This is a genomic window from Paenibacillus sp. FSL K6-2862, assembly GCF_038005125.1.
Lineage (GTDB): Bacteria > Bacillota > Bacilli > Paenibacillales > Paenibacillaceae > Paenibacillus > Paenibacillus illinoisensis_A.
This window is the reverse complement of sequence record NZ_JBBOSN010000001.1, coordinates 3,375,271-3,394,614: the sequence shown is the minus strand read 5'-3', so window position 1 is coordinate 3,394,614 and position 19,344 is coordinate 3,375,271. Positions and strand designations below refer to the sequence as shown.

17 protein-coding genes and 1 pseudogene are annotated in these 19,344 nt (G+C 40.6%); 11 read left to right on the top strand and 7 right to left on the bottom strand.

The annotated features are described in order from the left end of the window. Positions 1-134: 134 nt before the first annotated feature. The 5 genes from MHB82_RS15395 to MHB82_RS15375 form a co-directional block, all read right to left on the bottom strand. Complete coding sequence (locus tag MHB82_RS15395; protein WP_341175172.1) at positions 135-743, bottom strand: response regulator transcription factor; 609 nt, start codon at positions 741-743, stop codon at positions 135-137. Further along, a complete protein-coding gene (locus MHB82_RS15390; protein ID WP_341175171.1) occupies positions 721-1,755 on the bottom strand; it encodes a sensor histidine kinase in 1,035 nt (344 codons plus the stop codon). Before MHB82_RS15390 ends, MHB82_RS15395 begins: the two co-directional genes overlap by 23 nt. 134 nt (positions 1,756-1,889) lie before the next feature. Further along, positions 1,890-2,585: an ABC transporter permease gene (locus MHB82_RS15385; RefSeq protein WP_341175170.1), complete on the bottom strand. Its 696-nt coding sequence runs from the start codon at positions 2,583-2,585 to the stop codon at positions 1,890-1,892. 59 nt (positions 2,586-2,644) lie between these two features. Beyond that, a complete protein-coding gene (locus MHB82_RS15380) occupies positions 2,645-3,316 on the bottom strand; it encodes an ABC transporter permease (RefSeq protein WP_341175169.1) in 672 nt (223 codons plus the stop codon). A 1-nt stretch (position 3,317) separates the two neighbouring features. Then, the gene (locus MHB82_RS15375; protein WP_341175168.1) at positions 3,318-4,262 is read right to left on the bottom strand and encodes an ABC transporter ATP-binding protein; all 945 of its coding nucleotides are present in this window, start codon (positions 4,260-4,262) and stop codon (positions 3,318-3,320) included. Between the two features lie 617 nt (positions 4,263-4,879). Between MHB82_RS15375 and MHB82_RS15370 the strand changes: the two genes are divergently transcribed. From MHB82_RS15370 to MHB82_RS15340, 7 genes are all read left to right on the top strand, one after another. Then, positions 4,880-5,113, top strand: a complete 234-nt coding sequence (locus MHB82_RS15370) for a DUF3953 domain-containing protein (protein ID WP_341175167.1) — start codon at positions 4,880-4,882, stop codon at positions 5,111-5,113. 162 nt (positions 5,114-5,275) lie between these two features. Next, on the top strand, positions 5,276-5,872 hold the full coding sequence (locus tag MHB82_RS15365; protein ID WP_341176639.1) for a hypothetical protein: 597 nt from the start codon (positions 5,276-5,278) through the stop codon (positions 5,870-5,872). A gap of 120 nt (positions 5,873-5,992) precedes the next feature. Continuing rightward, positions 5,993-6,322 (top strand): hypothetical protein, encoded by a 330-nt coding sequence (locus MHB82_RS15360; protein ID WP_341175166.1) that lies wholly within the window; start codon positions 5,993-5,995, stop codon positions 6,320-6,322. Between the two features lie 240 nt (positions 6,323-6,562). Further along, positions 6,563-7,387, top strand: coding sequence for an imm11 family protein (locus MHB82_RS15355; RefSeq protein WP_341175165.1), 825 nt, complete (start codon positions 6,563-6,565; stop codon positions 7,385-7,387). Between the two features lie 123 nt (positions 7,388-7,510). Next, on the top strand, positions 7,511-7,948 hold the full coding sequence (locus MHB82_RS15350; protein WP_341175164.1) for a hypothetical protein: 438 nt from the start codon (positions 7,511-7,513) through the stop codon (positions 7,946-7,948). Between the two features lie 573 nt (positions 7,949-8,521). After that, positions 8,522-9,163 (top strand): NAD(P)H-binding protein, encoded by a 642-nt coding sequence (locus tag MHB82_RS15345; RefSeq protein WP_341175163.1) that lies wholly within the window; start codon positions 8,522-8,524, stop codon positions 9,161-9,163. 412 nt (positions 9,164-9,575) lie between these two features. Further along, positions 9,576-10,121, top strand: a complete 546-nt coding sequence (locus MHB82_RS15340; RefSeq protein WP_341175162.1) for a TetR/AcrR family transcriptional regulator — start codon at positions 9,576-9,578, stop codon at positions 10,119-10,121. Between the two features lie 269 nt (positions 10,122-10,390). Here MHB82_RS15340 and MHB82_RS15335 read toward each other — a convergent pair whose 3' ends face one another. Together MHB82_RS15335 and MHB82_RS15330 are read right to left on the bottom strand one after the other, a co-directional pair. After that, positions 10,391-11,323, bottom strand: coding sequence for an alpha/beta hydrolase (locus MHB82_RS15335; protein ID WP_341175161.1), 933 nt, complete (start codon positions 11,321-11,323; stop codon positions 10,391-10,393). 25 nt (positions 11,324-11,348) lie between these two features. Beyond that, positions 11,349-11,708, bottom strand: a complete 360-nt coding sequence (locus MHB82_RS15330) for a MerR family transcriptional regulator (RefSeq protein ID WP_341175160.1) — start codon at positions 11,706-11,708, stop codon at positions 11,349-11,351. A gap of 729 nt (positions 11,709-12,437) precedes the next feature. Between MHB82_RS15330 and MHB82_RS15325 the strand changes: the two genes are divergently transcribed. The 4 genes and pseudogenes from MHB82_RS15325 (at position 12,438) to MHB82_RS15310 (ending at position 19,078) form a co-directional block, all read left to right on the top strand. After that, the gene (locus tag MHB82_RS15325; protein ID WP_341175159.1) at positions 12,438-12,920 is read left to right on the top strand and encodes a GNAT family N-acetyltransferase; all 483 of its coding nucleotides are present in this window, start codon (positions 12,438-12,440) and stop codon (positions 12,918-12,920) included. Positions 12,921-13,300: 380 nt separating this feature from the next. Continuing rightward, positions 13,301-13,759, top strand: a pseudogene (locus MHB82_RS15320) (Vgb family protein); the annotation flags it as partial. Between the two features lie 228 nt (positions 13,760-13,987). Beyond that, on the top strand, positions 13,988-14,578 hold the full coding sequence (locus MHB82_RS15315; RefSeq protein ID WP_341175158.1) for a TetR/AcrR family transcriptional regulator: 591 nt from the start codon (positions 13,988-13,990) through the stop codon (positions 14,576-14,578). Positions 14,579-14,668: 90 nt separating this feature from the next. Beyond that, positions 14,669-19,078: an NHL domain-containing protein gene (locus tag MHB82_RS15310; protein WP_341175157.1), complete on the top strand. Its 4,410-nt coding sequence runs from the start codon at positions 14,669-14,671 to the stop codon at positions 19,076-19,078. Positions 19,079-19,344 lie beyond the last annotated feature (266 nt).

Sequence of the window (19,344 nt, the reverse complement as noted above, 5' to 3'; positions counted from 1 at the left end):
TGACGGTTGTGATCCCTATAGGAGGAGATTATCCGTTTTGACAATAATTTACGTTTATTATGGAAATTAGATTTGAAGGAGATGTGGAATTAATCTGGAATTAGAGTGATCTATCTTTAGGATAGAGAATAATATTACAACGATCGCTTCCAATAATAAATAGCCAACTGAGTCCTATCTCGAAGCTCCAGCTTATCAAGTATGATCGATAGAGTGTTGCGCAGGGTTCCCTCGCTTATAAACAATTGCTCTGCAATCTCTCGATTCGAGCAGCCTAAGGCTACCAACTCCAAGATGTCGTTTTCTCTTGGGGTAAGGTCGGAACGATTCTTTTTTTCGGACAGCATCAAGGTTTTCAGCACATTAACATCCACTACGGAACTACCAGAAGACAAGGCACGCAGTTGCTGAGCCATACTGGAAACCTTCGTGGATTTCAGCATGTAGCCTTCGGCGCCAGCTAGTAATGCCATACGGATATTATGCTCATCTTGAAATGTGGTCAGCATCATTATTCGCACTTTGGGCCAGTTCTGCTTTATTTGCCTCGTCGCTTGGATTCCGTCCACACCAGGCATCCGAATATCCATAAGTATGATATCTGGCGGGGTCCTCTCACAGCATTCAATGGCTGCAGTACCGTCATTAGCGGTTGCAATCACTTCCATATCGGGTTCCCTGGAGAGAAGCAGCCGTAGACTCTGGCATACTAATGGATCATCATCCACGATAAGTATTTTCATCAATCCATTCCTTTCCCATAGGTAGTACACAGATCAATTGAAAGCCGCTGGAAATGTTGGTGGATAGACTGCCACCTACAGCCTGGATCCTTTGTCTTAGATTGCGAAGTCCTGTCCCAGGCAGCTTGGCTGAATCTAATACACCATCATTCAGGACAATCAACCGCACGATATGTTCACTTACATCCAGGGACACCTCAACATGATTAGCTTTGGAATGACGAACCGCATTAGTCAAGGCTTCCTTCAAACAGGAATTTAGGATGACCCATAGGTGTGCAGCTATTCTGGATGTATCTCCATAAATCTGAAGATCAACAGGCAAAGCATTGAAATTACGGCAGATCTCCTCTAAGTTACGGATACCTGTCGCTAGGACAGGCTGCATATTTTGGACCGTTTGACGCAGTTCCAAGGCGCTGTTCGACAAACGTACCTCTGCTTGGACAAACATATCTTTCGCTTGCGGGTCATTTTCCCTCCACAGTGTTTCAAAAGCTTGCAAGGCAAGGATAGCAGCTGTTAATTCATGACCAACCTCATCATGCAGCTTCTGAGAGATGCGATGGCGCTCTCTGAGCTCGGCTAGTTGAGCCGTTTGTACATTGGCCACTAACAGATCACTCTTCAACATTTCCAACTCATAGCGCTCGCACCGCTCCTGATCTGCCTCCAATCGATAGTGATGTATCTGCTTCGACCAACATAAAACGATCCATCCTGCAAATGAAGCTTGAACGAACATAAAAATAAGGGGGAAGTCATGATGGACATAGCCGATGACAACTGCAGCCAGAATTGGAAGAGAAAATAGTGGTTTACCAGCAAGCATGGTTTCAAAAAGCGGGAGAACCAGTCCGAATCTGGCTTCAGGCCAAAATGGAATGATCGTCATGCATAGAATTTGATCGACTAGTGTTGTCCATGCAGGCAGGGAAAACCGCCATCTGGCTAATGACAGGGTAACTAAGACAAAGACCAGCGTAAATCCTTCGGTTTCCACATTTCCCATAAACCAAAGGACGAATAGGATTAGTAACGTAAAAATTCTCCAAATCAATATGGCTATTTTAGGGGACCACGAATCGGTATAACTTTTCATGAAGACCTCCAAAGGTTATGTTCTCCCCTATCGTAACATATTCTTCAAGCCAGTCTTCTTCTGCTGCCAATCAGTATAAAAGCTATCGCAAATAGGAGGAGAATGCCGAGCGGAGTGAGTAGTTCTGCAAATATGCTACCGCCTTTAACAAGCATGATTCCCTCATGGAGCCAATAGATAGGAGATGTCATGGAGATTTTTTGTAATGGTGTTGGCATAGCCTGAATGGGTAATAAAGTTCCTCCAAGCAGGGCCAACACCATGACGATTCCGAGCATGGCGGCTGTAGAAGATTCAGGCTGACGGAACAAGGAACACCAAGCAAGGGAGAAACTTATAGCGGTGACCGAGAAAACACTGAAAATACTGAAAACAGTAAATAATTGAATCATACTGCTAAAAACATTACCATGCAGCAACCAGGCACCGAACGTTATCACAGCGCTTTGTCCTATAAGTAGCAAAGCAAAGGCCAGTAGATTCTGTGACAAATAGTTGAAATGGGTCACTGGCGCAGCACCAATCCGAGTCATAATTTTATTCTTCCTATCCTCCATAATCATATGAACGAGTTTGGAGGCAGAAAATAATAGTAAAATTCCATTGAAGTGATATCCTAGGGGTAATGCATGCCAACCGTCTACTGGAAGGAAAACGAGGGCTAAGGAAACACCTAATAACAGGATGAGATTGGGCAAGCTACGGATACTTCGAATAAGCGCAAAGTTAAATATCGTCAAGCGAGCTTCCTCCTCCCGAGCCATGCGCTGATCACCATACATATTAACGTGAAGGCTAATTATATTGTAATGCCAAGGTACGCTATTCCTTGGCCGTCCTCTTCAAGTATCTCCATGACTGCCATCTTTCCGAGAGATATCGGGTTTCCATAAGATGACATGAAATGAAAGAAAGGATGATTAGGAAGAGGAAACATTAATCCGGTCAAGATTAAGAATCCGAGTCCGATAATTTCAGAAAATCTTTCGGCTAATTTTATGTTATTGACGGCTAATGTCAGCAATAGATGTACGGACTGTGCAAAAATTGAAAAAATAAAAAATACCATCAAGACCCAGCCAAATGAACCCCAAGCTACACCGAATACCAATGAAGTGAACAGCACCATAACTAATCCTTGTAAGGTACTGAAGAGTGTGCAGGCAAGAATAAGAGAACTGGAATAGACCGTCACGTTGATGGGCAGTGAATAGATTCTCCATCTTCGAGTCTTCAGCAAATCGCTGTCTAAATAACTCATTAGATAGGTCCCGCCAAAGAACTGAACACCCATAATGGTCGTAATCGCAGTTAAGTCCAGCGGAGGAACTCCTTCCATGCCTTGATAGGGACCAATAACGAGACCCAGCACGGAGATAATAACCAGCGGCAGGATCACCAGAAGTAATTGTCCGATGGGTTCACGTATCAGGCGCAATAAGGAGAAAGACGTCATCCTGAATATAAGCATATTATATTCCCTCCGTGTCACGTAATTGCTTACCTGTAAGGGTAAGCAATACATCCTCAAGTGTAGGTTTCTGCGCATGAATGTTAATAACACCTCCCGCACCTTTCGCCAAGGACAGGATTCGATCCAGATTTCCCGTCCCTGCCTGTAAGGTGATCTGAATCGTTGTTCCTAACAAAGTCACATGTTTGACTCCATCTAGCTGTTTGATGTCATCTAATAGAGCTTCAGTCAACTCCACAACTTCGAGCATGATTTTCTCCTCATGGCGGATGTTTTTAACTAACTCATCAATGGTACCTTGTGCAATCACGTGGCCCTGATCCATAATCACAATGCGGGACGCAAGAAATTGTACTTCTTCCATGTAATGGGTCGTGTAAAGGATTGTCGTTCCCATTTTTTGCAACTCGAGTACCGATTCGAGGATGTGGTTCCTGGTTTGGGGATCAATGCCGACCGTAGGTTCATCCATGATTAGGAGCTTGGGCCTGTGAATAATAGAGCAGGCGATATTCAGTCTCCGTTTCATTCCCCCGGAAAATTTAGTAGGGCGTTTATTGGCTTGATCCATTAGCCCGACAAAGTGAAGTGTTTCAACGATTCGCCGTTTCAAAACAGCGCCACTCAACCCATAAATCCCACCGAAAAACGCGAGATTTTCTTTCGCGGTAAGATCTTCAAATATGGTAATGTCTTGCGTGACCAGTCCTATATTTCGTTTAGCCTCCAGCATAGAACCGCTTTGCCGTTCACCAAACAGCTCTATGTTCCCGGAATCGATGCCAATTAAACCGGATAATGCATGGATTACTGTAGTTTTGCCTGCCCCGTTGGGTCCAAGTAAACCTAAAATTTCACCTTGCCTGATCTCTATATTTACGTGGTCAAGGACAATGTGATTCCCATAGCGTTTAATGATATTGCTCATTGTAGCGATATTCATCCGAAAACCTCCTTTGTTTGAGTACTTAACAACATTATGACAATAGGAGGAAGGGCTTCATAGTTACAATTGTAATGAAACCAACGTTGATTCGCTTGTTGAACTGAAATACTTTATACGTAGTGTCTTGACAAGAACCATGTACCCATTTCCGATTAGATAAATATCTAAGTGTGGGTAGCGACTCTCTTTTGAGCGATTAACAGGCTAAACCTGGATTGTGAACAAGAGAGCAGATCCAACGCTCGGAAGTACTTCCACTGGAATTGCAATCCTATTTGAAATAGATACAACAAGCTCTTTGATAAGCACATTAGCAAGGAAAAGGGGAGAATGATGAATGTGCTTTTGTATCAAGGGTTGAAAACATCAATATCGTAATTTGAGCTGAATTTTCATTATTAGGGACAAGAACATGTTCCTATTGCCGATTAGGCGTATATCTAATCATTATTTTACTCATTAATTCATTAAGCTAACGGGCAGGTTAGTACCAGTATATGGTATTATTCCGATGTATTTAAGTTTCAAATAAAGGAGGACTAAAGTAAATTTCAGGAGAGAGCTTGCAACTACGGTAGCGAAAAATGAGCGGTTCCATAAAGGGGGTAAAAGTTTTGTTAGTATTTTTGCGGATATTATTTCTAATTGTAGCAGTAGCAATAGCGGGTTATGGATTAATATCAAACAACTTTGATTTTCAACCATTTATGATTTTAGCTTTAGGGTTATCAATATTAGTGATGGGGCTGCAAGAATTTAAGAAAAGTAAAAAGCGCCAAGGCTGGTTAATGATGATCGTATTTGGATTTGCTTTATTCGTATCTATACGAGGTTTGATGTTGTTTTAGGGAATCTCTGCTGACAATGACGGTTAGCTAAGATTTGTCTGATGGCGACCGCTCCATTTATCATTAAACTAACGGGCAGGATAGTTTAGTGAAGTTGGAGAATAACCTCTGGGAGAAGTCGATAACAAAGCAAGGTAAAGGGGAGATCAAAGTTTGAAACGAATGCCTTTTGAACGACCAACGGAGCACTATGACGAACGGATTTCTAAAATTGACGAGCAAATTTGTGAGATGTTGAAACTTCGGAAGCAGATTTCAAACAACAATCCTGGTTTCCCGCCATTTGAATATATCTCTGTATGGGCTGAAACTTTTGAACTTTACGAGGACTTTCTGAAAGCTGTTTTCGGAACTTTTAGAAGTGAAGAGTTTTATAAGCCAATAATTGAACCATCAGACTTTAGAAAACATATACCTGTTCTAAAGTCAGTCGAAGAAGGAAGCTTTTTCTATACTATAAATTCAATCAGGCAGTACAGTAAAGCAAGTGTAGTGACTTTTAGTATCGATTGGGATGTGAATGTGTCAGAGGTATCCTCCATCTCTAAGCCTCGCAGCCATTTTGAATTGCAAATTGGAGAACAATATGATTGCCGTATGATTCATGGTGGCAGCCACGCAGGTCATGCTTCAACCAATTATGTAATATCTCCGCCACTACCCGATAAAACTTCAGGACTTGAATTAACGTTCATAGAATATATTAAGCCATTCAGTGACAAGGAGACGGGAACAAAGATTGTATTTAAGCTGGAATAGCTTCAACGAGCAGGATCAAACTAACAGGAAAAGTTAGCCCAATAACAATTTGGTACGATTCACCGCTATCCAGGGAGCCCAATTAAAGGCTCCCTGATCTCATTAATGGAGGTTGTGTGCATGTTTAATAAACGAGAGATCCAAATTAAGGAAAGGATACAGGAGAGGTATGACATAACAGAAGAATTATATACAGCTTGGTTTACTAAAAATTCTGCTGTGCTTGTGGAAAGAGATAGATTCTATCAAACAGAACATTTAGAGAAGCATAGAGCAATATCTTATCTATTGGATAAAGGATATATAATCGCACAACCCGTCGAAAAAAAACCTGAAATGGTTGCGGTAAGCATCACTTCTGAAGGAATAGATTTCTATGAGCAAGGATATTTAACAGGTAAAGCTAATGGCTGGCAAATTGTAATTGAACAGAAAGATAGTGAGGAGTAAGGTCAGAAGTGGATTTGTTAGAAGGTTAACGAAACCTCCCTATAAAGTTGGATTCTGTATGTTAATATAGATTTAGCTTTGTGCGTCGCAAGAAGGATGTATAGCAGGTTATTAAAAATAGCGTAATCACGCCAAGTAAGCAGCTGATCCCTTTGATCATCTGCTTTAATTCAACTACGGGTAGGTTAGCTTAACATAATAATTGTTTGTGTTGTATTATCTAGGTAAGGAGAGGACAATTTGAAGGTTTTTAAGCTAATTAAACATCCTAATGTTAAATTGTTGGCAGCGGTGGAAGAGGAATCTCATCCAATAAATAGTTCATTTGAAGGTGGATCAAAATTAGAAGGTTGGATAAAAATTGATGTAGAGACTCTTTATAAAAGAGTTTATAGCGATTTCCCTCATTATGTTATTGGTCAACCCGTTGTTTCAGAGCGAGTTAAGCTTATGATGGAGAAAGATCACATTCTGCTAAACAAAGTAGAGTTTCTACCATTATGTAATGAAGATAAAAATATATTTATGATAAATGTTACGAATGTACTGGATTGTGTGGATTATCATCGTTCAGATATTCGTAGATTTAAAGATGGATCGTGGATGAGTTTCGAAAATTTGGTGTTTAATAAAGCTAAAATACCTGAAAATACATATATTTTTAAAATTAAGGAAACAGCTGCCGTGGAAGTATTTATTACAGACAAGTTTAAAGACTGGGTGGAGAAAAATAAGCTGAAAGGGTTGGATTTTTCAGTAGTATATGATCTTGAGAAGACAGAGGGAGAAGAGCTGGTACAACGAATAGCATATGAATCTGTCTTAGAACAAATTGAGCAGAATAAGGGAGAAGAATTTAGCTACGATGAAGCTCGCGAACTGATAAGCAAAGGTTATTCTATGGCAAGTGGTGCTTACAAAATGCAGTTGGATGACCAGGGGCGATTCTGGTTGGGGGATTTAACCAAAGCGTTAATGTACCAGTGGATCATGCCTGTGTATATCCCTCCAGTATTACTTTTGCAGAAGTGGCACAAGATAGAACCCTCTAATATTGAAGAGTAATAGAAATCAGCAGCTGATTCATGCGATCGGCTGCTTCTGTTCAACTAACGGGCTGTTTAACAGACCAACTCCTTTATACATAAAACTCACCCATATGAGGAAAGATCATGGTGAGGTGATTGTATGAGAAAAATTTGGATGTCGTTTCTAGTCCTTTCTATTGGGACTATTTTATCCATTCCGTCAGTAAGTGTGGCTCATCCACATGATGAAGCGACTAAAGGTAAGGATTCGATTGAATGGGTTGCATTATGGGGATTTCCACAAACAAGAGAAGAACAGTTGGAGCGTATGTTAACGACTGAATTGCAAAGGAAGACACTATTTGCGCTCCAAGAAAAACAATACTTAAAGACGGGGAAAGAAAATGTCTATAGCATCGATCCGTTTCAAGTAGCGAATATGAGAACGGTAGATGGTGGTTTTTATGTACTGGATGTAATAGCAAGTGTTCACAAGGTAATTAACAATGAGGTAGACAAGAAAGTAGAAAAATATCAAATAACTTTTCGCCACAATTACGATTTAGGATTTGTCGTCATGAATGTAGTGAAAAAATAAACCACCCTAAGTTGTTAAACTAACCGGAAACGATAGCGTAACAGAACTAAGAAAGCAGCTGGTCAAAATGATCAGCTGCTTTTATTAAACTAACGGTCAGGTTAGTCTAATAAAATTTATTTCAAACCAACGGTATTTCGTCTATTCATAGGAGGTTGATCCAATATAAGACCGAGGATTCTTCATGAATTCGTGCACTTCTCTTTTCAATTTTAAAAGTTAATGTACTAGGACTTTCAAATTCATTACCTTCGAACCGAGCAAATGAAGTCGCAATAATCGATGGTAATTAAAATTATATTATCGATAGCATTATAGAATTAAATTAACTGCCTATGTTTTATAAAAACAAGATGACATTAAAACAATCAAAGTAAATGCACAATGTTTGTTAATTTGCGCATTAATGCTTGAAAACAACGAAATTGACGATTGCATACAGTATGTTTTCCTTCTATCCTTATAACTATAATACACATATGAGTAATAATACATTAGTGTGTATTAAATATTGAACGAGATACGGTCGTAAATGATGCCGTGTTTTCAATTCTAATTATGGAGGTTTAACAAATGAAAAATATATTAATCTTAGGAGCGGTTGGAGAAATCTCTCGTTATCTCACCGACATGCTACTCAAACAGACTGACACTCACCTAATCCTTTACGCACGTCAAGCCGCTAAACGTTTGAAGGGCAATGAATCTGACCGTGTAAAACTGATCGACGGAGACTTCAATGATACAGATCGTCTTGTAGAGGCTATGAAAGGGATTGATGTTGTCTATGTAAACGACATGTATGATGAAGCAGCAACTGCATCTATTGTAAAAGCCATGGAACGTTCTGGAGTAAAAAGAATTATCGCCGCTTCCTCCCTCGGAATCTATAATGAGGTTGGTGGGAAGTTTGGAGAATGGCTTATTCCTATGTCTCAAGGCCAACTTCCTAAGTTCGCTGCATCAGCTGAAGTGCTTGAAAACTCTTCTCTAGATTACACTTTACTACGAATCACTTGGATGTATAACGAGGATGGTAATACCAACTACATGCTCACTAACAAAGGCGAACCCTTTGTGGGTACGCAGGTAACTCGGCAAGCAGTAGCTCAATTGGTTGTAGACATTATCCAAGATGACGACAGCCGTTTTATTCGTTCAAGCCTTGGAGTCAGTGAACCAGGAACCGACTGGGACAAACCTTCATTTTATTAGAAACAAACTAATCTAATCTTTGCCAGTTTTTTTGACCTATATAAGTATAATAAGTGTCCTGAAATGAAGTTGATAAAATACATTCTAATCACATATGAAGAAAAAACACCTTTCGTTGAAGGATATAGTTCAACGCGGAGGTGTTTTTCTATAGATACAAGAATAAGAAGGCTCTAGGCATTGTTTCTCTTTATACAAAAAGATTTTTTGTTCATTATGTGATAGATTGAAAAAGAAATACTGTAGCTCAGAGAATTATGCCCATCTGTGGAATTGAGAAACCAAAGAAGCTTTTGTTGCGAAAACAATGAAGAGAGGCATTTCTACTGCTAAATCCATTATCAAGGCTAAATTAGAGAAGCAATGTCCATAATAAGGCTTATAGTTGCTAGAAGGTTCGGGGGTTATAACAATGATTAAGGTCGATAGAAGAATACTTAAATCTCAAGAAGCTATAAAAAGTGCTTTTATAGAACTCATCTCAGAAAAAGAGTTTGATAAAATAACTGTGAAAGATATTTGCAAAGGAGCGAATGTGGGAAACAGAACATTTTATCTTCATTACCTTGATAAGTTTGACTTATTGGATAAACTCATTGAAGAACATATCTATAATCTTAAGAAATTGTGTAAGCCTCACTCTGGATTAGACTTTAAAGAAGCGAATGTCATTTGGTTTGAGTACTTGGATAATCATTATTTATTTTTTTCAACAATGCTAGCAGGAAAAGGAGCTTTTGCTTTTCGTAAACACTTTTTAGAATTCATCATTGAAGAATTAAAGATTGACGTAGAAATTATCAAAGGGAAAAATCAAAGATTTAGTGAAAGTGTACTTCTTAACTTCTTTGGGGCAGCTATTGTTGGAGTAGTGGAAACCTATTTTATGAAAGGGATTCCTGACCCTCCTGAAGTTGTGGCAGAACAATTGGGTATGTTAATAGAGCGAAACTTATAGTTAAAGGTGATAAATATATTACAAAGTAAATCGTCAAAGTTTCTGTCTTTTTGTTTTGAATTGATAACAGGCAATATGATGAGTTATCTATAGATGAGTGAGGGAACGATGAGGTAATCTTGAAGTCTGAGGTATTTTGTATCGATCCAGAGCTACACAAGGCCCTGGATCGATATAGTGTGTATAGCGTGTTATGTGAAACAGGTTCATAGTCTAAATTTTGACTTAATAGGTCTCCACGCTTGATCGGATGTATTTATCTGAATATATTACAAATTTTCCACAAAGAAATTTCTTAATTTAGAAAAAGGTATTTTCTCCATCTGATCATATAGAGTACAATGTCCAGCTTCTTTCACAATATACAATTCCTTAGGTTCTTTAGCTTGTTCATACGCCCTAACACTATCTGGTTTTGTCTCTGCTTTATCGCCTGCAATTATTAGTAATGGTCTAGGCGAAATTTCATCGATATATTGCAGCATTTTTGTTGTCATAAAAGATAATGGCATTGTAGCATTCCATGCACCATTTGATAAAATTGAATTTTCATGGAATCCTCGATCTGTGCGATAGAAATTATATACGTCTTTGGCTTCATCTGATTCATTCTCCGGATATCCATCAGGGAATCTATCAGGGCCTAAAGCATTAGTTTGAGTTTCAGCATCAATCCAACGTTGTTGTGCTTGAAGATTTAGAATAGCAGTTCTTTGATCTGTTGGTAATTCTGCCATTCCTGAAGATAATTCATACATGGAAACAGTAGCCACAGCTTTAACTCGCTTATCAACCGAAGCTGCATTCAATGCAAATCCACCCCAGCCACAAATTCCGATCATGCCAATACGTTCACGGTCAATATTAGGCCGAATTCCTATTGCATCAACAGCTGCCATAAAATCTTCAGTATTGATATCCGGTGCTGCAGTGTTACGTGGCGTTCCGCCGCTTTCTCCCGTGTATGATCCATCAAAAGCAAGTGCAGCAAATCCAAGGGAGGCCATTTCATTTGCATAGCGGCCAGATGCTTGTTCTTTGACAGCACCAAATGGTCCACCAATTACAAGTCCAGGGAGTGTACTGTCATCTACATCTTTAGGTAAATACAAATCACCAGCTAATTGAATGCCAAAGCGATTCATAAAACGGATATCTGTTCTTGTAACTTTTTCATGAAGTTCGAAAGTGAATTTCCTCATTATTATTTCCTCCTACAATAACTTCCTAATTTTTATTTTTTTTTGATGGTGATAGTAAAGTAGCATAGTTTTCGATCTTATAGTTGGCAAGTTCCAGGGCTTGATCAAGTTCTTTGGATTTTTCAATTAATTGAGCTCTTTGCTCTTCCAAAATTTCTTTTCTTTTTTCTAACGTACTGTCACCTTCTAAAGAAAGTGCCGTATATTCTTGAATTCGTTCGATAGGTACTCCTATTTCTCGCAGACATTTCACATAACGAATCCAATCAATATCTTGTTGTGTATATTCGCGGTATCCGGAATCATTTCGTTGTATAGACGATAAGATCTTCATACTTTCCCAATATCGAATGGTTTCTGATGGTAACTTGAAGTACTCGGACACTTCTTTGATCTTAATGTGTAGCCCTCCTTCTCTTGTGGAATAATTTCATGTTACAACATTGAAGTAACTTTAAGGCAACACCTTTTTGCAACCTGTTTTTTTCGTTCCAATATATTATTCAATGAATTAAATATCGTCTTACCGACCGAAGTCTGTACAATATTAATGTTTCCACAGTGCGCTTTCTGTATGTGAAAAATGCTTGGTATACTGTAAGTTATGCCATTTCTCTCTGCTATTTAAACTAACGGGAAACATTAGTTTAATATAATTAAGAAGCAGCTGATCCATGAGATCGGCTGCTTTTGTTCAACTAACGGGCAGGTTAGTACCAATATATGGTATAATTGCGATGTATTAAGTTTCAATCAAAGGAGGGCTAAGGTGAAGTATTGGTCTTACTTAGGCGTTTTCTCATCAATAGTAATGATCATGCTATGGCTAGTTCTTAATTTCTACAATCCATACAATTCTGACCTTACAAGTAGCCATGTCTTAGTAATAACTGGGCTATTCCTTCTAGCCCCAGCATGTTTCGCATTAATAGGTTCAATAAAAAAACAGCGTTCTATAATGGTAATCGCATGTTTATGGTCCTTGCCCCTAAGCCTTTACTTAGCGATGACAACAAGTATTTTTAAGATATTTATTCTTACGTCTTTCTGCTACCTTCTCAGTGGAGTTCAAATGAGAAAATGAATCAATCCAAAGGATGAGAGGGATTATTGTATGATACGTTCGTATACTAACAAAGATGTTGATTACATTGTCAATTCACATTACGAACTTTACAAAAAGGAATTCAACTATGATTCCTCTTTCAGAAGTTACATTGCTGAAACTGTAAACAGTTTTATTGTGAGATCAAACAAAAAAGAAAATATTTTCATACTAGAGATTGAGGGAAAACCAAGTGGGTCTATAAGTATTAAACAAGTTGCTGAGCACACAGCACAATTAGGATTATTTCTTATAGAACCCCACTTTCGGGGCTCTGGATACGGAAAAGATCTGATAATAAAGGCCCTCAGCTTTTGTGTAGATAATGGATTTAATAAAGTGATTCTTTGGACAAATGAAGAGTTGGAGGCAGCAAGGTTTATTTACCAAAAGATCGGTTTTAAATTAAAAATAACTCAACGTTCGATTCTCTCCAATAAAGTATTGTTAGAAGAACAATGGGAATTAGAATTAAAGGACCTCCACTTGTGAGCTGTTGTATCATAAAACTAACAGAGGAACTTTAGCAGAATAATAAAAAGGAGCCGAAATTATCAGCTTATGACTAATCGTAAGTGGTTGGTTTTTAATTACCTTAAATGACCTGATTACGCCTGGAAGTCAATAAGTTCATTAAACTAACGGGAAACGATAGCGTAATAGAACAAAGAAAGCAGCCGATCCAAAGTGATCAGCTGCTTTTGTTCAACTAAGGGGCAGGTTAGTTCCAATATGTGGTATTGTATAGTTAGAAAAATTTACTTAACGGAGGCCATAAGAATTGTCTATTATATTTCCTCAAATAGAGACAGACAGGTTGAAACTCGCCATTCTTACTTTAGACGACACTAAAGCCGTATTTAGGCATTTCCTCATTCATAACAAGAGGGGCTGATGGCGCCATGTGGTTTTCGGAGAACCAAGCCAAGCGGATCGGACGAATTACTTCAGATGGAGAAATTCATGAGTTTCAAATCCTGACGGAAAACGCCTCTCCTGTCGGATTAGCATGTGGTTCAGATGGGGCGGTATGGTTCGTCGAGATCCAAGGAAATAAAGTTGGGATGATCACGACGGAAGGTCAAATAACTGAGTATGAAATTCCGACCAAAGAAGCGTGCCCTCATGCAATCACGCCTGGAACGGAAGGCGAATTGTGGTTCACTGAATGGGGGCAAAATCAAATCGGCCGAATAACCATGTGCGGCTTTATTTCCGAATACCCTATTCCGACACCGAACGCGGAACCTCACGGTATTATTATCGGGTCGGACAACGCAGTTTGGTTTGCTGAAGAGTGCAACCAAATAGGGAAGCTTTCGACTAATTGAGAACGATAGCCCATTAATACAAAGAAGCAGCTGATCAATCTGATCGCCTGCTTCTTTGTATTTAATGGACAGGTTAGTTTAAAGTTTTTTTTGTTTTTTCAGTACAAGAATTTTGTATCGCTACTGAATAGTCAAATATCTAACGCAAAATAATAACTTGACGAAAAAGGGGATATTGTTATTATAATACTCTAGAGTAGTATAATAATAAAAAGGAGATTGATACATATGGCACAGAGAGGAAGAAAGAGGGGGTCGAGCGGAGAACAAAGTCGGGAGTTATTGCTAAATATCGCTACAGAGGAATTTGCTCTGCGGGGGTATCATGAGACTAAAATAAGCAGCATCGTTGAGAAGGCTGGAGTTACTCAACCAACCTTTTACCTGTACTTTCAGAACAAAGAAGCGATTTTTCAAGAATTAGTCCATTTATTTCGTTCTCGTCTGAGCAATTATACTCGAAACAGTCGTCTTGAACCGGGGATAGAGAAGAACATCATTCGCCAACGAATTGTAGAAGGATTAACGCCATTCTTCCGATTTTTTATTGAAGAACCGAATCTAGCTTGTATTGGTTTTTTAATTGCTCCCCAGGCGGCTGAGATTAAAGACCAATTGGCTGATGATATCCATGACAATCTAATTTCAGAACAACAGGAAGGCTATTTTCGTGAAGATACAGACATGAGAATCGTTGCGGATAGTATCGTAGGTATGATGGAGCGCTTTATTGCGACACAAAAAAAACGCCAATTTAAAAATCCGGAAATGTTAGCAAATGAGATCGCAGGTTTATTTTTATATGGAATTGCAAAATGATACATCTTACCTTGGGAGGGAAAGGAAATTAGCAAGCGGATAAGAAAGACAATAACCATTGTGCTAGCGTTTATATTAATAATTACAATGATGCCTGAATGGTCTGGAAAATTAGCCTATGCTGAAAGTAGCTACACCATTCATACGGTAGCAGGTACGAGTACAAGTGGTTATTCTGGAGACGGAGGGCCGGCAACGTTGTCCTCCCTGAATAGACCATGCGGAGTGGCGCTGGATAGCAGTGGGAATCTCTATATCACGGATACGGACAACAACCGGGTCAGGAAAGTAGATACGTCCGGAAAGATTAGTACGATTGCGGGTACGGGTGTTGCTGGTTATTCGGGAGACGAAGGACCGGCAACATCAGCTGCCTTAAATAAGCCTTGCGGTTTAGCAGTGGATAGCAGCGGAAATCTATACATTTCTGACTACAATAATCATCGGGTCCGCAAGGTGGATATGACGGGGAAAATCAGCACGATTGCGGGTAAAGGAAGTACAGGGTTTTCAGGGGATGGAGGACCGGCGACATCCGCTGAATTGGTCTTCCCAGAAGGATTGGTGTTAGATCATAATGGTAATCTCTATATTGCTGATTATGGAAACCACCGAATCCGTAAAGTTGATGAGACAGGAAAGATTACTACTGTAGCAGGCAGGGAGATGTATGGATTTTCGGGAGATGGAGGAGACGCCACATCCGCTCAACTGTTTTTCCCTACTGGTGTCGCATTAGATGACGAAGGAAATTTGTATATCGCAGATACCTCCAATCAGCGGATACGAAAAGTGGATTCTTCAGGAAAGATTACCACAGTAGCAGGTAATGATAACGGGGGCTTTAATGGAGACGGAGGAGCTGCCGTTGAGGCATATCTATACAACCCGACCGGAGTAGTGATAGACGGTGGTGGAAATCTTTTTATCGCTGATTCCTCCAATCAGCGGATACGAAAAGTGGATTCTTCTGGGAAAATCACCACGATAGCAGGTACCGACTTGATGGGATATGGAGGAGACGGAGGACCAGCGACATCGGCAGAACTCTTTACCCCCCAAGGGATAGCTTTAGATCGAAGTGGAGATTTGTATGTGGCGGATCTTTATAATAGCCGAATTCGGGAATTAAGCTTGAATGTGAGTGCCCGGACCGTGGTTGCGTTTGCGGCTTCTTCCATCCCCGAAGTCGGCACAAACAATGCTATAACATTAACCGTAAAAAATGCTGAGGGTTATACGGATACGACGTTTACTGGAATTCATGATGTGACGATCTCTGGGTACTTGCAAGCACCGGATAGCTCCTACGGCAGCGTAGAGGGAACGCTTTTAAGTGCACCTTCGCAAAAGGTTAGTGTTACCTTTGTTAGAGGGGTTGCCAAATTTAACGTGCGGCTTCATAAAGCTAAGCCGCAAACGATATCTCTAAGTGTTGCAGACGTGGCATCGCCAGCGGCTAATCCATTGATCATACATCCAGTAGCAGGAAAAGCAGTCACAATGACGCTGACAAAAGATATTACCTCTCCAGATCGTAATGGTGGGTTGTTCGGGCAGCAACCGGTTATCACGCTTCGGGACACTTATGGTAATACGAGTTCAAATGACAACAGTACGACGGTGACAGCGTTAAAGAAGGATAAGGGAACGTGGACACTGACTGGAGTGAAGACGGTGACAGCTCAAGCAGGGGTCGTTACCTTTACTGATCTTGGTGCCACTAATGATGACTTAATCACTGGAGCACAGCTTTCATTTGAGACCCCAGGTCTAAGTTCAATCGTGAGTACAGCTGTGACGCTCCCTAAACCGGAATACTCCGGTAAATTAATAACACGGATGTGGCCAGTTCCCCATAGTTGGGATCATCCGGAAGTAGATGATAAACAGCAAAAGTTTAAACTAATAGATGAGAATGTGTATCTCACAAATGAATCTTATGCAGATGTATTATTCACGACTCAAGGAATTGATCTGGCCAATGTTTCTGTGGATGGGGTTAGCAGAGGGAGTGTATTAAAAGATCCATTGGGCAATTTATCAATCATAGAGGGAGCGGATTCGTTAGGGATTGATTCTACAGACCCGATGATGGATATTCATGCTCTCCGATTTAAATCTCAGCCTGTTGTCAATACAGGCAGCTTGATACATGTCTGGGCCAGATCGAATACTAAAAGTGAATCAGAATCTATTTCCTTAATACAAGCTCCAAAAGTTATTTCCCTGAATGCTCCATCCAAATTGGAAACGGGGAAGACGATAACCGTCGAAGGAAGCTTGGATACAAAAGCTCGTTTGCCGATTTCAATTACGACGACTCAGGGGAATATCCATAAATACACAGATGAACAAGGACATTTTTCTTTTACGTACACAGCCCCTTCATTTGCAGTTAGTGAAATCATCATAATTAAGGCGCCCGGGGTCGAATTCGATTTGATCAATAGCTGGGATCTCACGATCTATGAACCGCTAGTTATCATTGGACCTGATGCATGTAACGGAACCACGGGAGAGCTGTTTTCCTGTCAGCTTACGGCTTCAGGTGGTATTGGGGCTCCAGCTTGGCAGATCGAAACGGGCAGCTTACCTGATGGGATAAGACTGGATCCGCAAACTGGTTTGCTCTCAGGAATTCCAACAACCCCAGGGAAGTATACTGCTACAATTGCAGTTATGGATTCGGCTCAAGAAAAGCGAACGAAGACAATCATGATGACTATCGAGCCAAAGGTAGCTTTATCTGCACCCCATGGAGTAAAAGCTGAAATCGGTGATGGCATGGTTATTTTGTCATGGGAGCCTGTACACGGAGCCACTTATTATGATATTTACGAAGGTTATACCCCAGGAAGTTATGAAAAGGTAGCACGGATCACAGATGGATCGGTTCATTATTCAATAAAGGGACTACCTAACAACATGACTCGCTACTATACAGTAAAAGCAGGAAATGACAAAATCGAAAGTGACTATTCAGAGGAAGTTAGCGCCACGCCGAAGGCTCCCACAACTCAGGCACCCGAGTGGCCAGAAGGTAGCGAGCTAAGCATATCGGAGATCACACAGACTAGCGTGAAGCTATCCTGGCCGAGTGCAATGGATCATGTCGAGGTGTCCGGATATCGAATTTACGTTAATGGAGCGGAGAATGAGACGGTAAGCGGCAGTGTATATGCTATGACTATGGATGATTTAACTGCAGACACGTCCTATATGTTCCAAGTTATGGCATTAAACGCTGAAGGGAACCAAAGCGCGGCACTTAGTGCGTCTGCTAAGACGTTGCCACAGTCGCCTGAACCGGATATTGAATCGCCGCAATGGCCGGATGGTAGTGAATTGGAGATTTCAAATATCACCTCAACGAGCGTGAAGCTATCCTGGCCGAGCGCGAAGGATAATATTGGTGTGTTGGGTTATAAAATTTACGTAGATGGGTTGGAGAAAGAGACGGTAAGTAGCAGTGTCTATGGGGTAAATGTAGGAAGCCTAGCGGCAGGTACGAATTACACGTTCTCCATAACCGCGTATGACGCAGCGAGTAATGAAAGCTCCCCGCTAAGCAAACCAGCAAAAACTGCACCAGCACCATCTACGGGCAGTGGCGGCGGTTCGAGTTCAGTCTGCTCTGGAGATGAGCATGTACTATCCGCTAACGCTGATCTAAGGGAATTAGAAATAGGGGATAAAGACAAGAGATTGATGCCCAATCCTCCATTTAATCCTGACACCACTCGATTTACCATCCTAACGGAAGCCGACCAGGTTGAAATTGCGATAAAACCGGTTCACTCTGCAGCGAAGGTGATGTTTGAGGATGAAGTGATGGTAGATAGAATAAAGGTGAATTTGGAGGAAGGAGATAATCAGCTCGTATTGATTGTACTAGCAGAGAATGGAAGCAAGAAGGAATACCAGCTGACTATTCACCGCGAAAAACCAAATCAATCTGGGGAGATCATCCAACTTACCGATTTAGCCGGACACTGGGCGGAAAAAGATATTACACGCGCCGCGGCTAAAGGTCTTATTAGTGGTTATCCAGATAGAACGTTCCAACCAAACAATAGCGTTACGCGGGCGGAATTTACGGTAATGCTGACTAGTGCCTTGCAATTAGAGGCGGGAAGTACTGAGCTTAACTTCACAGATCGTGATCAGATTAGCCCGTGGGCAAAGCAAGCAACTGCCCAGGCTGTACGTGCGGGATTAATCGAAGGCTATAAAGATGGAGGATTTCGTCCAAATGCTCATGTCACCCGAACAGAAATGACAGTCATGATCGCGCGGGCGTTGGATCTTCCAATGGACGCTAGTACCACGACTGGGTTTGCTGATGACCAAGAAATTCCCAAATGGGCAAAAGGAGCTGTAGAAGTAATGCGTGAGCAAGGGTACATTAGTGGCCGGGGTGGCGACACTTTCGCACCTAACGATACAGCAACACGTGCAGAAGCTTCAGTTATGTTACTTCGTTTGTTAGAAGATTAAGAGAACAAGTTGAGAACAGATATGGCGGAAGCGCTGGCTTCTAGCTGTATCTGTTTTTGGTTATTACATGTTTGTCAAGGGACTAGAACATTGTGTCATTTCGGATTAGGTAGTTATCTAAATAGTATCATGATGGAATTCGTTAAGCGAGATAAGAGCAGTTAATTATGACTTCGCTTGAATAAACGATTCTTTTATTAGGACCTAGGTTTTTTTCTTATGGCAAGAACTTATTCCATTAATGAAAAGCCTAAGTACCTTATACC

Excerpts from the sequence above, each read along its gene's own strand:
- MHB82_RS15360 (WP_341175166.1), top strand. The coding sequence starts at position 5,993 with ATGTTTAATAAACGAGAGATCCAAATTAAGGAAAGGATACAGGAGAGG.
- MHB82_RS15350 (WP_341175164.1), top strand. The coding sequence starts at position 7,511 with ATGAGAAAAATTTGGATGTCGTTTCTAGTCCTTTCTATTGGGACTATT.
- MHB82_RS15315 (WP_341175158.1), top strand. The coding sequence starts at position 13,988 with ATGGCACAGAGAGGAAGAAAGAGGGGGTCGAGCGGAGAACAAAGTCGG.
- MHB82_RS15395 (WP_341175172.1), bottom strand. The coding sequence starts at position 743 with ATGAAAATACTTATCGTGGATGATGATCCATTAGTATGCCAGAGTCTA.
- MHB82_RS15375 (WP_341175168.1), bottom strand. The coding sequence starts at position 4,262 with ATGAATATCGCTACAATGAGCAATATCATTAAACGCTATGGGAATCAC.
- MHB82_RS15345 (WP_341175163.1), top strand. The coding sequence starts at position 8,522 with ATGAAAAATATATTAATCTTAGGAGCGGTTGGAGAAATCTCTCGTTAT.
- MHB82_RS15365 (WP_341176639.1), top strand. The coding sequence starts at position 5,276 with ATGCCTTTTGAACGACCAACGGAGCACTATGACGAACGGATTTCTAAA.
- MHB82_RS15340 (WP_341175162.1), top strand. The coding sequence starts at position 9,576 with ATGATTAAGGTCGATAGAAGAATACTTAAATCTCAAGAAGCTATAAAA.
- MHB82_RS15325 (WP_341175159.1), top strand. The coding sequence starts at position 12,438 with ATGATACGTTCGTATACTAACAAAGATGTTGATTACATTGTCAATTCA.
- MHB82_RS15310 (WP_341175157.1), top strand. The coding sequence starts at position 14,669 with ATGCCTGAATGGTCTGGAAAATTAGCCTATGCTGAAAGTAGCTACACC.
- MHB82_RS15380 (WP_341175169.1), bottom strand. The coding sequence starts at position 3,316 with ATGCTTATATTCAGGATGACGTCTTTCTCCTTATTGCGCCTGATACGT.
- MHB82_RS15335 (WP_341175161.1), bottom strand. The coding sequence starts at position 11,323 with ATGAGGAAATTCACTTTCGAACTTCATGAAAAAGTTACAAGAACAGAT.
- MHB82_RS15390 (WP_341175171.1), bottom strand. The coding sequence starts at position 1,755 with ATGGGAAATGTGGAAACCGAAGGATTTACGCTGGTCTTTGTCTTAGTT.